This window comes from Flavobacterium acetivorans (genome assembly GCF_020911885.1).
GTDB classification, from domain to species: domain Bacteria; phylum Bacteroidota; class Bacteroidia; order Flavobacteriales; family Flavobacteriaceae; genus Flavobacterium; species Flavobacterium acetivorans.
Genome location: NZ_CP087132.1, coordinates 1318389 through 1335977 on the forward strand (window position 1 = coordinate 1318389; position 17589 = coordinate 1335977).

The 17589-nt window shown below is 35.9% G+C and carries 16 protein-coding genes and 1 pseudogene; 9 read left to right on the forward strand and 8 right to left on the reverse strand.

Annotated elements, in window-relative coordinates:
• Window positions 1–23 precede the first annotated feature (23 nt).
• From LNP19_RS05795 to LNP19_RS05805, 3 genes are all read left to right on the forward strand, one after another.
• Complete coding sequence (locus tag LNP19_RS05795; RefSeq protein ID WP_230063845.1) at window positions 24–956, forward strand: PorP/SprF family type IX secretion system membrane protein; 933 nt, start codon at window positions 24–26, stop codon at window positions 954–956.
• 40 nt (window positions 957–996) lie between these two features.
• Window positions 997–2940, forward strand: a complete 1944-nt coding sequence (locus LNP19_RS05800) for an OmpA family protein (RefSeq protein ID WP_230063846.1) — start codon at window positions 997–999, stop codon at window positions 2938–2940.
• A gap of 407 nt (window positions 2941–3347) precedes the next feature.
• Complete coding sequence (locus LNP19_RS05805) at window positions 3348–3497, forward strand: hypothetical protein (RefSeq protein WP_230063847.1); 150 nt, start codon at window positions 3348–3350, stop codon at window positions 3495–3497.
• A gap of 683 nt (window positions 3498–4180) precedes the next feature.
• Here the strand turns inward: LNP19_RS05805 and LNP19_RS05810 are convergent.
• The 3 genes from LNP19_RS05810 to LNP19_RS05820 all read right to left on the reverse strand — a co-directional run bounded on the left by LNP19_RS05810 (window position 4181) and on the right by LNP19_RS05820 (window position 6841).
• Window positions 4181–4690: a hypothetical protein gene (locus LNP19_RS05810; RefSeq protein WP_230063848.1), complete on the reverse strand. Its 510-nt coding sequence runs from the start codon at window positions 4688–4690 to the stop codon at window positions 4181–4183.
• 377 nt (window positions 4691–5067) lie between these two features.
• Window positions 5068–6324: an aspartate kinase gene (locus tag LNP19_RS05815; RefSeq protein ID WP_230063849.1), complete on the reverse strand. Its 1257-nt coding sequence runs from the start codon at window positions 6322–6324 to the stop codon at window positions 5068–5070.
• Between the two features lie 28 nt (window positions 6325–6352).
• A complete protein-coding gene (locus tag LNP19_RS05820) occupies window positions 6353–6841 on the reverse strand; it encodes a GNAT family N-acetyltransferase (protein WP_230063850.1) in 489 nt (162 codons plus the stop codon).
• Between the two features lie 160 nt (window positions 6842–7001).
• Here LNP19_RS05820 and fbp point away from each other — a divergent pair, with 160 nt between their 5' ends.
• Both fbp and LNP19_RS05830 read left to right on the forward strand, forming a co-directional pair.
• A complete protein-coding gene (gene fbp, locus LNP19_RS05825) occupies window positions 7002–8021 on the forward strand; it encodes a class 1 fructose-bisphosphatase (RefSeq protein ID WP_230063851.1) in 1020 nt (339 codons plus the stop codon).
• Window positions 8022–9080: 1059 nt separating this feature from the next.
• On the forward strand, window positions 9081–10529 hold the full coding sequence (locus LNP19_RS05830; RefSeq protein ID WP_230063852.1) for an SNIPE associated domain-containing protein: 1449 nt from the start codon (window positions 9081–9083) through the stop codon (window positions 10527–10529).
• 220 nt (window positions 10530–10749) lie between these two features.
• Here the strand turns inward: LNP19_RS05830 and LNP19_RS15485 are convergent.
• Window positions 10750–10872: pseudogene (locus LNP19_RS15485) on the reverse strand (IS91 family transposase); the annotation flags it as partial.
• Between the two features lie 761 nt (window positions 10873–11633).
• A complete protein-coding gene (locus tag LNP19_RS05835) occupies window positions 11634–12065 on the reverse strand; it encodes a tellurite resistance TerB family protein (protein ID WP_230063853.1) in 432 nt (143 codons plus the stop codon).
• A 194-nt stretch (window positions 12066–12259) separates the two neighbouring features.
• Between LNP19_RS05835 and LNP19_RS05840 the strand changes: the two genes are divergently transcribed.
• The 3 genes from LNP19_RS05840 to LNP19_RS05850 all read left to right on the forward strand — a co-directional run bounded on the left by LNP19_RS05840 (window position 12260) and on the right by LNP19_RS05850 (window position 15008).
• The gene (locus LNP19_RS05840) at window positions 12260–12853 is read left to right on the forward strand and encodes a HupE/UreJ family protein (RefSeq protein WP_230063854.1); all 594 of its coding nucleotides are present in this window, start codon (window positions 12260–12262) and stop codon (window positions 12851–12853) included.
• Between the two features lie 3 nt (window positions 12854–12856).
• Window positions 12857–13288: a deoxycytidylate deaminase gene (locus LNP19_RS05845; protein WP_230063855.1), complete on the forward strand. Its 432-nt coding sequence runs from the start codon at window positions 12857–12859 to the stop codon at window positions 13286–13288.
• A 142-nt stretch (window positions 13289–13430) separates the two neighbouring features.
• On the forward strand, window positions 13431–15008 hold the full coding sequence (locus LNP19_RS05850) for a S41 family peptidase (protein WP_230063856.1): 1578 nt from the start codon (window positions 13431–13433) through the stop codon (window positions 15006–15008).
• 104 nt (window positions 15009–15112) lie between these two features.
• On the opposite strand, the gene LNP19_RS05855 is transcribed toward LNP19_RS05850, so the two are convergent.
• The 3 genes from LNP19_RS05855 to LNP19_RS05865 all read right to left on the reverse strand — a co-directional run bounded on the left by LNP19_RS05855 (window position 15113) and on the right by LNP19_RS05865 (window position 16633).
• Window positions 15113–15721 (reverse strand): FAD-dependent oxidoreductase, encoded by a 609-nt coding sequence (locus LNP19_RS05855; protein WP_230063857.1) that lies wholly within the window; start codon window positions 15719–15721, stop codon window positions 15113–15115.
• Window positions 15722–15723: 2 nt separating this feature from the next.
• Complete coding sequence (locus tag LNP19_RS05860) at window positions 15724–15927, reverse strand: hypothetical protein (RefSeq protein WP_072942162.1); 204 nt, start codon at window positions 15925–15927, stop codon at window positions 15724–15726.
• A 127-nt stretch (window positions 15928–16054) separates the two neighbouring features.
• Complete coding sequence (locus LNP19_RS05865; protein WP_230063858.1) at window positions 16055–16633, reverse strand: MarC family protein; 579 nt, start codon at window positions 16631–16633, stop codon at window positions 16055–16057.
• A gap of 243 nt (window positions 16634–16876) precedes the next feature.
• Between LNP19_RS05865 and LNP19_RS05870 the strand changes: the two genes are divergently transcribed.
• Window positions 16877–17446, forward strand: a complete 570-nt coding sequence (locus LNP19_RS05870; RefSeq protein ID WP_230063859.1) for a DUF3109 family protein — start codon at window positions 16877–16879, stop codon at window positions 17444–17446.
• Window positions 17447–17589: the final 143 nt, after the last annotated feature.

A 17589-nucleotide genomic window follows, 5' to 3' on the forward strand; every position in this document is an offset into this window, starting at 1 on the left:
TCCCCTGGTACTATAAACAGAGTATGAAAGAGAAGTTTACAGGATTGTTTTTATTTTTTTTAACAGCCGTTGGCTATGCCCAACAAGATTCGCAGTACACCCAATACATGTACAATACCATTAACATCAACCCTGCTTATGCCGGATCCAGGGAGGCGATGAGTATTTTTGTACTGCATCGGGCGCAGTGGGTAGGTCTGGATGGGGCTCCGGTAACCAATACCGTCTCGCTCCATACTCCTATGAACAGCAGTGATGTGGGACTGGGGTTTTCAATTGTCAATGATAAAATTGGACCTTCAGATGAGAGTACCATTTCCGCTGATTTCTCCTATACGATTCCTACTTCCGAAACTCTTAAATTGTCTTTCGGATTGAAGGCAAGCGCCAGCCTACTTAATATTGATTTTATTAATAAGCTGAGCAAATACGATTTGAATGATTATCAGTTTGAGACCAATATCGACAATAAGTTTTCTCCCAATATTGGAGCGGGAGTGTATTTGCATTCTGAAAATAGTTATATCGGTCTTTCGGTTCCTAATTTTTTAGAAACCAAACATTTTGATCGTTATGCCAGTAGAGGAGCCAACAGTCATGTTGCCGCCGAAAAAATGCATTATTATCTAATAGCCGGTCATGTTTTTGATTTGAGTTCTGAAGTAAAGTTTAAGCCATCAGTTCTGACTAAGTTGGTTCAGGGTGCACCACTTCAAGTAGATTTGTCCGGAAACTTTTTGATTAATGATAAAGTGATGGCAGGGGTAGCCTACCGTTGGAGCGCAGCTTTGAGTGCGATGGTTGGTTTTCAGGTCAATGATTCTTGGTTCATTGGATACAGCTATGATTTAGAAACCACCCGATTGGAAAATTACAATTCGGGTTCCCATGAGATATTTTTGAGATACGAATTGTTTAATAGGTACGATAAAATGGTTTCTCCAAGATTTTTCTAAATAGGATATTGGATCCATAAAAAGCAATAAATAGCTACAGATGAAAATACAAAATATATTTTACAGTCTTTTTTTAACGGCACTTTCTTTTCAAAGTTACGGACAAAAAACAGCTGTGGAAGCAGCTGATAAACAATACGAACGTTATGCTTATGTGGATGCAATAGCCACTTATGAGCGTGTGGCCGAAAAGGGATACAAAGACGAAAAAATGTTCCAAAAACTAGGGAATGCCTATTATTTTAATGCTGATTTGGCCAAGGCAGCGCATTGGTATAGCGAACTTTTTGCAATGAATCAGGAGCAGCAAGCCGAATATTATTATCGTTATTCGCAGGCACTCAAGTCAATTGGAGATTATGCCAAAGCCGATAAAATGTTGGAGCAGTTCAATAAAAAATCAGGTAATGACCAAAGAGCAAAACTCTTTATGGAAAACAAGAATTATCTGAAAGACATTAAGGCCAATTCAGGGCGCTATACCATTGCAGATGCAGGGATTAATTCAGAATACTCCGATTATGGGAGTTCTTTCTTTAATAATAAATTAGTGTTTGCCTCTGCTCGTGATACTGGAGGAGTTTCCAAAAAAATCTTTCGATGGACCAATCAAACATTTACCAACCTCTACAGTTCGGAGGTGAATGCGAATGGGAATCTGAACAGCCCGGTCTTATTCGACAAGAAAATAAATTCTAAATTTCATGAGTCTACGCCAGTTTTTACTAACGATGGAAAGACCATGTATTTTACCCGAAATAATTATTTGAACGGAAGAAAAGGGGAGGATGATAAAAAAATCACGCTCTTGAAAATATATAAGGCAACGAGAGCTGAGGATGGAAAATGGGTTAATATAACCGCACTTCCTTTTAACAGCGACCAATACAATGTAGCGCATCCGACTTTGAGTCCAAATGGCGAAACCCTTTATTTTTCCTCTGACATGCCGGGGACTTTAGGGCAATCGGATTTATTTAAGGTAGCCATACTAAAGGATGGTACTTATGGCAAACCGGAGAATTTAGGCAGTGCAATCAATACCGAAGGAAGGGAAACCTTCCCCTTTGTATCCGCCGATAATGAGCTCTATTTTGCCAGTGACGGACGCCCGGGTTTGGGTGGTTTGGACTTATTTGTAGCCAAAATGAAAGAGCAAGGCGGCTTTGAAGAAATTCAGAATTTAGGGGCGCCGGTAAATAGTCCTGCTGACGACTTTGCTTTTTTGATAGATGCCAACAGCCGTACCGGTTTTTTTACGTCTAACAGGCCTGGGGGGAAAGGCTATGACGATATCTATAAGTTTACTGAGATTAAAAAGATGAGCTGTGAGCAATCTTTGTCTGGTGTTATTAGCGATCAGGATACGGGCTTGGTTTTGGCCAATTCGGTGGTGAGCTTATTTGATGAAAAATTTGTTCTTTTAAAAGAGACTAAGGCTGATGAAAACGGCTATTATGATTTTCAGCTAATTTGCGGAAAAACCTATTATGTGAGAGCCACACAAGACAGCTACGAGACAAAGGAAGAGGCTGTGACTATTGCCAAGAACTCTGGCAGAACCAATCTTTCGTTGGCTTTAACCAAAGCAAGCTGTAAGGTGGCCGTTGGAGATGATTTGGGAAAATGTTTTGGCATAAAAATGATTTATTTCGATTTGGATAAATCCTTAATCCGAAAAGAAGCGGCCTTTGAACTGGAGAAAATCCTCGATGTCATGAAACAATATCCAAAAATGAAAATCGATGTCCGTTCACATACCGACAGCCGTCAAACAGCCCAATACAATTTAGCATTGTCAGATAGAAGAGCTAAATCTACGGTGGCTTGGTTGATCAAAAACGGTATTGCTGCGGATCGATTGACCGCTAAGGGCTATGGGGAAAGTCAGCTGGTCAACAAATGCAGTGATGCTGTCAAATGTTCAGAGGAAGAACATCAAGCCAATAGGCGAAGTGAATTTATTATTCTTGCGTTAGAATAAGCATGTTATAAGAGCATGAAAAAAACAGCCTTTCCATTTTGGAAAGGTTTTTTTTGTATTTGTTGATTTCAAATAGAGTCTAACACGATGCACTTTGAGTGCATTTCGCTCTATCTTCTAAAAAAAACACACCGTAAATTGGCAGATTTTAAAATATTTATAATATAATAATCTGCGGAACAAAAACGGTAATAATATAATGAAAACAGAAAAGAAAGCAAAAGTCAGAATACAGATAACCTCCAACCCAAAACTGATGGCTTAAATCCGCCCTACTATTTTTGCCTCCAAAATCACGGAGCAGATTTCTGCGTTGGCCGGCGGGAGTGACCCCGGAGACGAGGAGGACAGCCAGTGGCTGTCAGGTATATAAAAAGATTAGTTTTTAAGTTTTGAATTTTTAGGCAGTGAAATCGAAGATTATTTCATCCGTTCGCTTTGCAGGCTCGGGTCATGAATACCAAAAAGGAATAATAAAGCATGAAATCGCCAATAACAAAAAGTTTGCGCAAGCAAACACCAATAAATTAAAAGGCGATACCATATATGACCTCTAATAAATAAATTTTACATATATGAATATTTTTTGTTTCCTTCATCCTGAGCGAAGTCGAAGGGCGAAACTTTCAGGAGACAGACTTGCTTACTGGTAACCGTTATTGTTAACGATTTTTTTTCCGCCCTACTATTTTTGCCTCCAAAATCACGAAGCAGATTTCTGCGTTGGCCGGCGGGAGTGACCCCGGAGACGAGGAGGAACGACGAGCGGCTGGGGTCGCGATAGGGGAAATTTGTTCGATGATTTTTTAGGTAAAAATCGTTAGGCAGTGATTTTTTTGTTTCTTTTTTGATCAAGCAAAAAAGAAAAGCTATGATTGTTGAAAACCAATATTGCTTGCTTTTATTGAAACGGGATTAATAGTTTTTTTGTTTCCGTCACCCTGAGAGAAGTCGAAGGGTTAATCAAGACAAATCAAATATTCAGACACTCGAGCGCAGCGAACAGGCGAAGCAAACACCACTTAAAATAAACTTGAGTGAGCTAAAAAAGTAAAATCATAATTATTTAAACCATTGTAATCGAATAAACGAAGTAGATACCACTTAAAATAGAAGTTAAATGAGCTAATAAAGTATAAACTGTGGTTATGCTTTAGTACCAAAATAAAATTGTATTACTATAAAAAAAACGAGCCTTTGCATAGTTGTGGAGGCTCGTTTTGTATTTAAAAAAAAGCTATTATTCCTGAATATAAGTTTTATTTCCATTAGAGTTAATATAATATTTTCCTCCTCTAGGACCGGTATACACTTTTTTACCGTTATACTCCCCCGTAACCTTATCCGCTACCTTTGGTGCTTTTTCGTTACTTGAAACCTCCTTCATTTTTTTGGATACCGCCTTTTTTTCCTCTTTCATTTTGGCATCCATTTTATTGGTTGCTGCCTTTGCTTTTCCTGCGGTAGACTTTATTTCCCCTTTTGTGGATGCAGAGTTTTCCTTGGCTTTTTCAGCTTCTTTCTTTGCCGTCTCAGCAGCCTCTTTTTTAGCGGCTATGGTCGCCTTTCTTTTTTCATTGGCGGCTTGTTTTTTAGCTTCTTTTTCAGCTTCAGCCTTTTCCATTTTTAGTTTTTCCGTTTTTAGTTTTTCCGTTTTTGAAATAGAGGTTTTTTTCTTAGCGACTGCCTCTTGAGCATAGAAGCTATTGGAAATGACAAAAAACGAAAGTAATACTACTAATCTTTTCATAGTGATTTGATTTTAAGGTTTCTATGTTAAAAATAGTAAATTATTAAATATCTTCTTATAATTTTTGGAATATTCTATTGAAAAATAAGAGTCACTTACTTTGTTTTTTATTTTGTTGTAAATCAGCTTTTTTGTGTGAATTTTATTGAAGACCTAAAAACAATTCTTTTTTTTAATCACTTGTTGTTTAAGCCGAATTAACCATTAAGGCAGAGACACTAACACACTAATTATTCCATAAGGTTAAAATGAAATTTGCGAATTCGCGGTGAATAACTTTGAGCTAATCTATTTTAGATATAACAAAAAAATCCCCGGAAAGTGAAATCCAGGGAAATTAGATGGCTTTAAAAAAATGAGATTATTGGAAATGTTTTTTAATTCCCACTTGTCACAATCTGCATGGTTTCCGTACTGATTTGTTTTAACAGTACCGTTTTGCCGTTTTCTACTGTTAAAGCGGCATCTTCATTGAAATGTCTGATGGTATAAAGCGTTACATTTTCAGTAAAGTCGACTTTAAAATTTTTGGATAAAATGGTATTCAGCTGTTTGAAATTATCAAATTTGTCTTCGACGCATACCGAAAAACTAATCGCCGAGTTCTGGATCAGGTTGACTTTGATCTTGAATTGGTGAAACAAAGAAAAAATACTGCTGATGTTTTCCTCCATAATGAAAGAAAAATCAATCGAGGAAAGCGAAATCAATAACTGATTCTTTTTGACGATAAAACAAGGCAAATAGGGTTCCAAAGCGGCTCCTTTTGAAACTTCTGTTCCTTCTAAGAGCGGATTGATAAAAGATTTTACATACAAAGGAATTTCTTTTTTCTGTAAAGGTTGCAAGGTTTTAGGGTGAATTACCGTGGCCCCGTAAAAAGCCAATTCGATTGCTTCTCTATACGAAATATGATTCAGCAAACGGGCATTTTCAAAATAGCGCGGATCAGCATTCATCACTCCTGGTACATCTTTCCAGATGGTCACACTGTCAGCATTCAGGCAATAGGCAAAAATGGCGGCAGTATAATCAGAACCTTCACGACCTAAAGTGGTGGTGAAATTATTCTCGTCAGAGCCTAAAAATCCTTGGGTAATATTTAAAATTTTTCGTTTTACATTTTTAGAAATGTTCTTTTGGGTCAAATCCCAATCCACTTCGGCATCTCTGTAATTCGAATTGGTTTTTATAAAACTCCTCACATCAATCCATTGGGTTTGTATGCCCATGTGATTCATGAAATGGCTAAGGATCGTTGTCGAAATCAACTCGCCATAACTCACAATTTGGTCGTAGACAAAATTGTAATTCGGCGATTTGTTATGGGCTAAAAAGTATTCCAAATCACTAAAAAGAGCATTTACCGCCGTGAAAACGGCATTTTTATCATCCTCAAATAAATCCAAAAGGATTTGATTGTGGTATTTTTTTACCTCTTGAACAGAGGATTGCAAGCCTGCCGATTTATCGAAATAGTCTTTAATAACCGCTTCAAGCGCATTGGTGGTTTTTCCCATGGCCGAAACCACCAGAAGTACATCCTCATAACCTACCGTTTGTAGCACATCGTAAACGTTTTTAACTCCCGCTGCATCTTTGACGGAAGCGCCACCAAATTTGAATACTCTCATAGTATTTAGAATATAATTTTAATTTTCTTTATTTTAATTTGTTCTCGATGAAATGGTCGATCCCCATTTCGTCCATTTGCACAACAGACCAGTCTTTTAAATACTTCGCCCCGGTTTTTTCGTAAAACTCAATTGCAGGAGTATTCCAGTCCAGCACATGCCAGTCAATCCGGCGAACCTGATCTTTCTTGGCCTGCTTGATGATTTCAGAATATAAGGCATAACCCAAGCCAGTACCTCTCATTTTTTCCTTGACAACCAAATCTTCCAAATGAAGGATCTTTCCTTTCCAGGTAGAATAACGGTAATAATACAAGGCGATACCTACAATTTCCTTCGTGTCCGATTCAATTTCGGCAACAAAAACATGAAATAGCGGATTAGCACCAAAACCATCTCGGATTAAATCGTCAACAGTGATCAGGACGGCATCCGGCTCTTTTTCAAAATCAGCCAGTTCCTGAATCAGTCCTAAAACGGCTTTCATGTCCTCAGCTTTTCCTCTTCTAATATTCATAATTCCCTGTTTTTTGTGATTAAAAGCAGTTTTATCGATAGTATTTCAGACTGTTTTATCAGCAAATATACAATAGTGATAAACTAAGTAAATATTATTGAATTCATTTTCACAAAAAAAACGATATTTGTGACTTCAAATTAACTACAACGATTTCGTAATGAAAGAACGCAATAAGACCTTAGGGGAATTTATCATCGAAAACCAAAATGCTTTTCAGTATTCATCAGGTGAATTATCCAGAATTATTAATTCAATTAGATTGGCGGCCAAGGTGGTCAACTACAAAGTGAACAAAGCGGGACTGGTTGACATCGTAGGAGCGGCCGGAGAACAAAATATTCAGGGAGAAGACCAGCAAAAATTGGATGTATATGCCAATGAGGTTTTTATCCAGACTTTAATAAATAGGGAGATTGTATGCGGTATCGCTTCCGAAGAAAATGATGATTTTATTACCGTAGAAGGCAGCGATCAAAGTCATAACAACAAATATGTGGTTTTGATGGATCCGCTCGATGGTTCTTCAAATATTGATGTCAATGTTTCGGTGGGGACTATTTTTTCGGTTTATAGAAGAATTACACCCATAGGCACACCGGTAACATTAGAAGATTTTCTGCAACCGGGAATCAATCAAGTCGCCGCAGGCTATGTGATTTATGGTACTTCGACGATGATTGTTTATACCACCGGTCATGGCGTAAACGGATTTACATTAAACCCCGCTATTGGAACCTTCTATTTGTCGCATCCTAATATGCAGTTTTCTAAGGACGGCAATATTTATTCGATAAATGAGGGGAATTATGTTCATTTTCCCCAAGGAGTAAAAAATTATATCAAGTATTGTCAATCCGAAGAAGGAGATCGTCCTTATACTTCTCGTTATATAGGTAGCTTGGTTTCGGATATTCACAGAAACATGATTAAAGGCGGAATTTATATTTATCCTACCAGTTCCAAAGCGCCAAAAGGCAAATTGCGCTTGCTGTACGAATGCAATCCGATGGCTTTTATAGTGGAGCAGGCCGGCGGAAAAGCCTCTGATGGTTTTGGAAGAATTATGGAAATTCAACCTACAGAACTGCATCAAAGAGTTCCCTTTTTCTGCGGTAGTTATAATATGGTCGAGAAAGCAGAGGAATTTATGAACGAGGCGAAATTAAGCAAGTATTAAAAACTAAAAAGCTTATTTTAATAGTAACAAAAAAGAGTAGAAGTCCTGGATTTCTACTCTTTTTCCTTTTTTATCAATTTTAATAAAAAGTAGAATCGTAGCGTTTGCAGGGTCAGGACCAATATCATTAAGTTGAGCTGTTTCAGTTGTCACTTCGAAGCATAATTTTTTACCAAAAAAAGCAATATGATATGAAATCCACAGTGTCACCTCGAGCGGAGTCGAGAGGCCTCAATGATCATTAAGTTGAGCTGTTTCAGTCGTCACTTCGAAGCATAATTTTTTACCAAAAAAAGCAATATGATATAACATCCACAGTATCACCTCGAGCGGAGTCGAGAGGCTTCAATGTAAAAAACGTCAATGCTAGTTGTGAGTTGTCGGTTGATTTCCATCACTTCGAAGCATAATTTTTCACTAAAAAAAGCAATATGATATGAAATCCACAGTGTCACCTCGAGCGGAGTCGAGAGGCTTCAATGTAAAAAACGTCAATGGTAGTGGTGAGTTGTGAGTTGTGGTTTGTGAGTTGTCGGTTGATTTCCGTCACTTCGAAGCATAATTTTTTACCAAAAAAAGCAATATGATATGAAATCCACAGTGTCACCTCGAGCGGAGTCGAGAGGCTTCAATGTAAAAAACGTCAATGGTAGTGATTTTGAGTATTAATGCCATAGCTTTAATGTTCAAAATTGTATCGAGAAGCCAGCAGGCGAACATCTAGCTCGATACCCAAACCAACTAAAACACCACAAAGTACAATCCTAAAAAACCACAGTCTGTTTTACTAATAAATAGTATTTACGGTTTCCCGTAAAATCCCTGAATCAAAAGGAGTTAGTTTTGATAAAAGAGACAAAACCAATTACTTTTATAAGTATTTTCGGTATTAATTTATATATTTGAAAATAAATAAACACTGCTGTTTGTCAGATCTATCTACCCGATTTAAGGGTGATAAATCGGACATGATCAGGCCTATATGCAAGTTGTAGGCAATGCGCCCAAAATTGCGCAAAAAAGCAATATAAATAAACACTTTATCATAAATTTCTAATTATGGGATTTTTCGATTTTCTAAAAAAGAAAGAATTTGAAGAAATATGTACTCTTCAAGAAAAACTTGAAAAGTTTAAAACTATTACTGATATTCAAAATGAAGTTGACAATAAAAAGAACGAACTAGAATTGCTTATCCAAAATAAAACAAATGAAATTTTAGAGAAAGAAAAAGAACTTAATAAAGTTATTTCAGATAAAGAAATTGAATTAAATTCAATTATTGAGAACAAAAAACTAGCAATAAATTATATACGAAAAGATTTTGACGAATTAAAACTGAATTATGAGACTTCATTCGAAACTTATACTCGCCTTCGAAAAGATGTAAGTCTGTATGAATCAAAATTAGATTTAATAGAATTTGGTATTTATGAACCTGTTTACGAATTTAATAAATCTGAAGATTATCGAACTGAGCAAAATAAAATAATTGAAAAACAAAGACAATTAATAAAGCAAGGTAAAGCTGTAATATGTGAAACAAAATGGACAATTAATGGTAGTGAAACAAAAGGTAGAGTTTCGGTAAATAGATACGTAAAATTAGTTTTAAAGGCTTTTAATGGAGAATGTAATTCATTGATTGCAAAAGTAAAATGGAATAATGTAAATCAAATGAAATTGCGAATTCTAAATTCATTTGAAACATTAAATAAACTAGGAAAAAGTCAAGAAATTTTTATTCAACTTGAATTTTTAAAATTAAAAATGAATGAATTATTTTTAGAATATGAATATCAGGCAAAAAAACAAAAAGAAAAAGAAGAATTAAGAGAAATTAGAGAAGAACTGAAAGAAGAAGAGAGAGCTTTAAGGGAATTTGAAAGAGAAGAAAGAGAAGCCGAAAAGGAAGAAGATAAATTTAAAATTGAATTAGACAAAGCAAAAAAAGGATTAGGTTTAGCTTCAGGTAAAGAATTTGAAAAACTTCAAAATAAAATTGAAAAATTGGAAATTGAGTTGCAAAATGCTCAAGTTAAAAAAGAAAGAGCGATATCAATGGCTCAGCAAACAAAACGTGGTCATGTTTACATAATTTCAAATATTGGTTCTTTTGGAGAAGATGTGTATAAAATAGGAATGACAAGAAGGTTAGAGCCGTCTGATAGAGTTTATGAATTGGGAAATGCATCAGTTCCATTTAAGTTTGACATACATGCGATGATATATTCCGAAGAAGCAAGAAGTTTAGAAAATGAATTACATAAAGCTTTTGAAGATAAAAAAATCAATATGTTAAATTATAGAAAGGAATTTTTTAAAGTAAGTTTAGATGAAATCGAAAATAAAATAAAAGAATTAGGATTTGGAGCAGAATTCACAAAATATCCTGAAGCTATGCAATTTAGAGAAACAGAAGCAATCTTAAATAGAATAAATTCAAAAGAAAAAATCAAAACAGTTGAAGAAATTATAGCCGAAGAATATCCGAACACTCTAAATTAAGCACTGCCTACAACAGCTAGAATTTCGTTGCGTGCGCAGCACGAACAATGAAATTCCTGTTGAACGGAACCGGTCACTGGCAGGTACTATGGAGTTATCGTAAAGTTTTGAGAGAGAATGTCAAGAGGATTTAGTGTCCTCTTTTTTTTGAAGTAGTTTTTCAGGTGGTTTTCAGGTGTTTTTCCTTCACTTTCGGGCATAAGTGCCCCTACCCATGAAGTTAGTTTTGACAGGGATTGGTGTTTTGGCCACCGCCAAGATACCAAGCAGGCGGACCACGCTGGTCGAAGACTGCTATTCGGTGTAAATTGCCTATTTTACAACAAGGGCATTTGGGTGAAAATGCTCAATTAAATTCAAATTGCTATTATTTCCAAGATTCAATTGTCCTTAGCTTCCGCAGTCGAGTGTCAAATGTTTGAAGAAGTCGTAAAAACAAAAACTGTTTGAGCGAAGCGAGTTTTTTTGTTTTAGACTTCGAAAACTAATTTGACCGACGAGGAAGCTCAGACTTGATTTTTTTGTTTCTTTTTTGATCAAGCAAAAAAGAAAATTAGTAACCTTAATCTTTTTCTTTTAACAAAAACGTCAATGGTAGTGATTTTGAGTATTAATGCGATAGCTTTAATGTTCAAAATTGTATCGAGAAGCTTGCGAAACATAAGGGTTCTCGATACTTCGCAATAATTTTCTATCGCAAATTATTACTCAATTCGAACTGACGAATCTTTAACTTAATGACATTGGGGTCACGGGATAGGGCAATCACTAATCAATGGAATGGATGGTGCATGGATGGTGCATGGATAAAGCATGGATAGTGTATGGATAGTGTATGAGTAATGTATGAAAAACTAAACCAAAAAGAAGACTCATTTTTCTCAGGATGTTTAGAGCGTTAGGGTCAAAAAAAAACTTTACAACAGCTTACTTCCAATTACTATAAAAGAGCACTTAAATAAACAGAAAATCGAAATAGGATTCAAATCTTTACAAACGAAAAAGCGATTAAGTTAAAATCAGTTTTAACTTAATCGCTTTTTTAATAAACTAAGAAAGAGGAGAAGATTTTTACCATCCTCGTTTTTAGCGGAAGTTTTTGTATTATTTGTTCATGTTTTGCATTTCAAAGACAAAAGTGTCCAAATCTACTTTTTTATCTACCAAAGAAAGTGCTTTGGCAATAATGTGCTTAACATTTCCCGGAGTGAAACCTAAAGCAAGACCAATTCTTTGCAACAGGGTTTCTTGTTTGTCTCCTAGTTGATGATCCACGTGAACCATTCGGGCTAAATCATATAAACGCTCCAATCTTTGCGTGTATAAATACGGGGGATTGATTGGGTATTTTAACGGGTTTTCTAAAATTTCTTCATACTCTTCGGCAGAAATCTCTAGTTTAGTAGCTAATTTGTCTAAAAAGGTTTTTTCCTCTGGGGCACAGATGCCGTCAGCTAAAGCTACGCGAACAATGGCAGAAAAATGACCTTTATTTCGTTGTTTAAATTCGCTATCAAATAAATCTGAAAATGACATAATTAATTTGTTTTTGTTGTCTCACAAAGATAATTCAATTTTTAAATTATTAATTTCAATTCAGGTTTAATTTCGTAATAATTTTCTTTTTTTTAAACAGAAATTTAATTTTTGGATTCAAAGATTCAAAACAAGGATTTTCAAAATAAATCGTAAGTTTACAACCCCTTTAATAAATTAATTAAAACCAACCTATGTCGCAGTTTTGGATTTACTTTCAAATAGGATTACAACACGTTTTGGATATCAAAGCCTATGATCATGTTTTATTTTTAATCGCTCTTGCAATTCCTTTTTCTTTTAAAGATTGGAAACGAATCGTTTTATTGGTGACCCTTTTTACAGTAGGGCATACGATGGCTTTGTTGCTTTCGGTGATGGGAATTATTGCCATAAAAGTGAATGTGGTTGAGTTGTTAATTCCTATTACGATCTTAATAACGGCATTGTTTAACCTTTTTACCGCCGGGAAATCCAATAAAAAGGAAAGCATCAATTTGATTTTTTTTGTTACCCTTTTCTTTGGTATCATACATGGCCTAGGTTTTTCAAATTACTTCAAATCGATTCTGGGCGGAAGTGCGACCTCTAAATTACTTCCTTTGGCCGAATTTGCTTTGGGGATTGAGGCGGCTCAAATTATTGTCGTTTTTGTAGTGTTGATTTTGTCGTATATTGTACAAACCGTTTTTAGATTTTCTAAAAGGGATTGGACTTTGGTGATGTCGGCATTTGTGATTGGAGTGGTGTTGCCAATGATTATTGAGAATGAAATTTGGACGAGATAATAAATGGAGAAGAAAAAATTAAATAAATACGATAAAGCTTATCTTAGAATAGCAACCGAATGGGGGCTTTTGTCTTATTGCAACCGTAAAAAAGTAGGAGCAATAATCGTTCGCGACCGAATGATTATTTCTGATGGTTATAATGGAACACCAACTGGGTTCGAAAATTGCTGTGAAGACCATGAAGGATTGACGCGTTGGGATGTTCTGCATGCCGAAGCCAATGCCATCCTAAAAGTGGCCAGATCAACGCAGTCTTGCGAAGGAGCTACTTTGTATATTACACTTTCTCCTTGTAAAGAATGCAGTAAATTAATTCATCAATCCGGTATAAAAAGAGTAGTCTATCACCATGGTTATCGTGACGATTCCGGAATCCAGTTTTTAATTAAGGCCGGAGTTGAAGTGGAGCATATCCCGATATTAGAAGAATAAATGAAATCGCCATTTTTAACAAGTTTGCGAAAGCAATTGAATAATCATCGAACACCGATGGCAATAATATAGAGTGAGATAAATACCAATAAAATAAAAAGGCGATACCATATATGACCGCTGATATATAAATTTCACATATATGAAAACTAATTCTAAATATTTTCCAATCATCATTTGTGCTACTCTTGCTTTTGGGGTGTTGCTTGGCGGATGGTTGAATTCTTCTGACCAAAGTCATTTTTTAGCAAAAAACAATTCGAAAGCAAAGCTAAACAGTCTAATTGACTTTATTGATAATGAATATGTAGATAACGTAAATACAGATTCTATTGTAGATAGGACTGTTGATGCTATTTTGGGGCAATTGGATCCGCATTCTGTTTACGTTCCGCCAAGCGAACAGGCTCAGGTAGCTGAGAATATGAAAGGAGATTTTGTTGGGATTGGGGTGAGTTTTTATATGTATAATGATTCTGTTGCGGTAATAAAACCCGTCGAAAACGGTCCTTCTGCCAAGGCGGGAGTCAAAGCGGGAGATCGAATTCTTTATGCCGGCAAGACAAAATTATATGGAAGAAAATGGCCAAGCGACAGCTTGTTTTCTAAGTTAAAAGGTGCAGAAGGTTCTGTTGTGGAACTTACAATCTACAGGAAATCTGAGCGCAAAAGAATCAAATTAAATGTCATTCGGGATGTGGTGCCGTTAAAAAGTGTCGATGCGGCTATACTTTTAAATGACAGCACGGGGTATATTAAAATCAATCGTTTTGCCGAAACTACTTTTGCAGAATTTAAAACCGGATTGACAAAACTGAAAAAAGTAGGCGCTAAATCACTGGTTATAGATGTTAGGGATAATGGAGGCGGCTATATGGAAGAAGCCATTGCTATTGCCGATGAATTGTTGAAGGATAAGCAGTTGATTGTTTTTACCAAAAATAAAAAGGGAAAGATTCAGAAAACATTTGCCACTAAGAAAGGTGATTTTGAAAGCGGAAAAGTTTTTGTGCTAATCAATGAGAATAGTGCTTCAGCAAGTGAAATTCTTGCTGGTGCAGTTCAGGACAATGACAGGGGGATTATCATTGGTCGTCGTTCTTTTGGTAAAGGTTTGGTGCAGAGAGAAATGGATTTTGAAGACGGATCAGCAGTAAGGTTGACAGTTGCCCGATATTATACCCCAACGGGACGCTCCATCCAGAAGCCTTATTCTAAAGGAAATGAAGCTTATCTTAAGGAGTCGGAATCTCGTTTTGCAAACGGGGAATTATTCAATAAAGACAGTATCAAAGTAGCCGACAGTCTAAAGTTTAAAACACCAAAAGGGAAAATTGTTTATGGTGGAGGTGGCATCGTTCCGGATTTGTTTGTTCCTATTGAAACAGAGCATGGCGATATTAATGTTTCTTATTTGATGCAAACAGGAATCGTTGGCAGGTTTGTTTTTGAAGAATTGGATAAAAACCGTAACCTTTTTAAAAACACCACTTTTGAGAAACTTAGCACTAAAATGAATGCGAGCGATTTGTATTTTAACTCCTTTCAAAAATATCTTTCAAAAATAGGCTTGGATGTAAATTTAAGAGGCAGTAAAGCCTTGGTCAAGCGTTATCTTGAAGCAGAATTTGCCCGACAATTGTTTGGAGAAAATTATTATTACAAAATTGTTTTAAAGGAGGACGCGATGATCAAACGAGTTTTGAATCGGTTAAATTAGCTGTCCAAAACCCATTTTGGCAATTTTGGCAGGATTTATAAATGAGTCTATTTTTTATTGTCTCAAATAAGTATATTGACTTTTGATTTCGAACCTTAATAGGACTATTTTTTAATACTGTCGTGTGCGTGGGTCTGAATGCCGTTATTCCATAAAGTAAGAATGTCTGTAGCGACAGCGGCTCCGCTTCCTGCGGCAATGGATAATTGGCTTCTCCAGCCGGCAAGTGTACCTGCGACATAAATGCCCTCGGTAACTTTATGATCAACATTTCGTAACTGGATGCGTTGCTTCTCTGGAATCGATTTTTTATGGGGTTCAATGTAGTCCATCAATCCTTCTATTGCAAAGGTGTTTGCTGCTCCAATGGCGACCACGATTATTTTAGACTGATAGCTGTTTTTGTTTGTAGTGATCGTGAATTCAGGGTAGGCTCCTTCTATTTTTAGAACTTTCTCGTTTGGAATTTGAATAAGGTGCGGATAGGTTTCGGATAAATCCCGGGTACTTTCGATTAACAAGTCTGATCCTAGTTTCCCCGGTGGGATTCCGTAGGCGTTGTTAAAAACAGCTTCTTGAAGAGAAGATGTTTTTTGGTGGGTAAAAATACCTATTTTTTTATTGAGGGCAAAGGCTTTGTCTTTTGCAGAGCCTAAGACCAGAGCGCAGGATATGCCTGAAACTCCGCCGCCAATAATAAGGACATCAAACATAATTATAGTTTGTCTTTCATTTTTTCTTCTATTTTTTTAGACATTCTAAAAATTAAAAGAATCAACATCGCGCAGAAAGAGGCTGCAATTCCAATAAAAGCAACTATACTATCTCCTTGAAAAGGATTTTTGAAATCCAGTAATGTGATATTGAAAATAATAAGCGCCAGTGCTAAAACTACTAAGATGTTAGTAAAGATTTTCATAAGTTGATTTTTTATTTCTGTTGTAAATTCAAGATATTCAGTCTGTTTTGAATTTACATTACAATCCATGTAAACTTAGGATTATTTTTACAGCGATAATTAGGGAGTAAATTTATAAAATTTTTTTTTAGAGAAACAAACCTTTAACATTCGCTGCGAATAATTTAACAGCAATAGCCAAAAGGACTACTCCAAAAGTCTTTCGTACAACACCAAGGCCGTTTTTTCCCAGCATTCTTTCTATTTTAGAAGAGGATTTTAAGACAATGTACACCAAGATAACATTAAGGAGTATGGCAATGATGATATTAGTGGTGTGGAATTGTGATTTTAATGAAAGCAATGTGGTCATAGTTCCTGCTCCGGCAATCAAAGGGAAAGCAAGCGGAACTATAGAGGCTGAACTCGCTTCTTCGTCTGTGTAAATTCGTATTCCTAAAATCATTTCCAGTGCTAGAAAAAACAATACAAAGGAACCTGCTACAGCAAAAGAGTTGACGTCGATTCCAATGAGGTCTAAAAGTTCTTCTCCAACAAAAAGAAAAGTTATCAGGATGATTCCAGAGACTACCGAGGCTTTTTCGGATTCGATATGTCCAAACTTAGATCTTAAATTTATGATAATGGGAACAGAACCGATAATGTCAATTACTGCAAATAATACCATTCCTACGGTAATGATTTCTTTTAAGTCTAATCCTAGCATAGTTTTTTATGAGCAAAGTTAAACTTTTTGACTTATTATTGGTTATTTTAGGGAGTAAGTGTTTTATTTTTAATTTTTTGGTTAAGGTCGTGCGGATTGTCTTGTTGGGACTAGGTTTGTGATGTGTTTATCGCTGCTTGACTCTGTGTTGGATTTTGTAGAAAGGTTAAAGTTGGTTTTTATCCGGAGAATAATAGGATACTTTAATTACCTTTGCGTTTAATTATTAAGTACTACAAAGTAATGTTTCAATTAGGAAAAACTATCGTCTCAGAAGACATTTTAGAAAAAGATTTTGTTTGTAATTTATCAGCCTGTAAAGGGGCTTGTTGTGTTGACGGCGATGCCGGCGCACCTTTGAGTCTTGATGAAACTAAAATCTTGGAAGCAATCTATCCTAAGGTAAAACCTTTTTTACGCAAGCAGGGCATCGAGGCAATCGAAGCTCAGGGAACTTGGGTGAATGGTATTGACGGTGATTTAGAAACTCCGCTAATTGACAATAAGGATTGTGCTTACGTAATTTTTGATGGTAAAACCGCCTTGTGTGGAATTGAACAAGCGTATAATCAAGGGGTAATTGACTGGAAAAAGCCTGTTTCTTGTCACCTTTATCCGATTCGGGTGAAAGATTTCTCGGAGTTCGCAGCTGTTAATTATGACAAATGGGATATTTGTGATGCTGCCTGTTCTTTAGGTCAGGAACTTGAAGTTCCTGTATATAAATTTGTTAAAGAAGCGCTGGTTCGAAAGTTTGGTGAAGACTGGTATGCAGAGCTTGAAAAAGTTGCTGAAGAGTTAAAAAAGCAATAAGAGAAAACTATTTTTTTTATTTGTTTTTTGCTTTTATAAATCCTATATTTTACGGCACTTAAGGGTTTTTTATGTTTTGTAAAACACTCATATTCAATTAGATATAAATAAGCTTTAAAAATATTCTATTTCTGTCCTTTGTT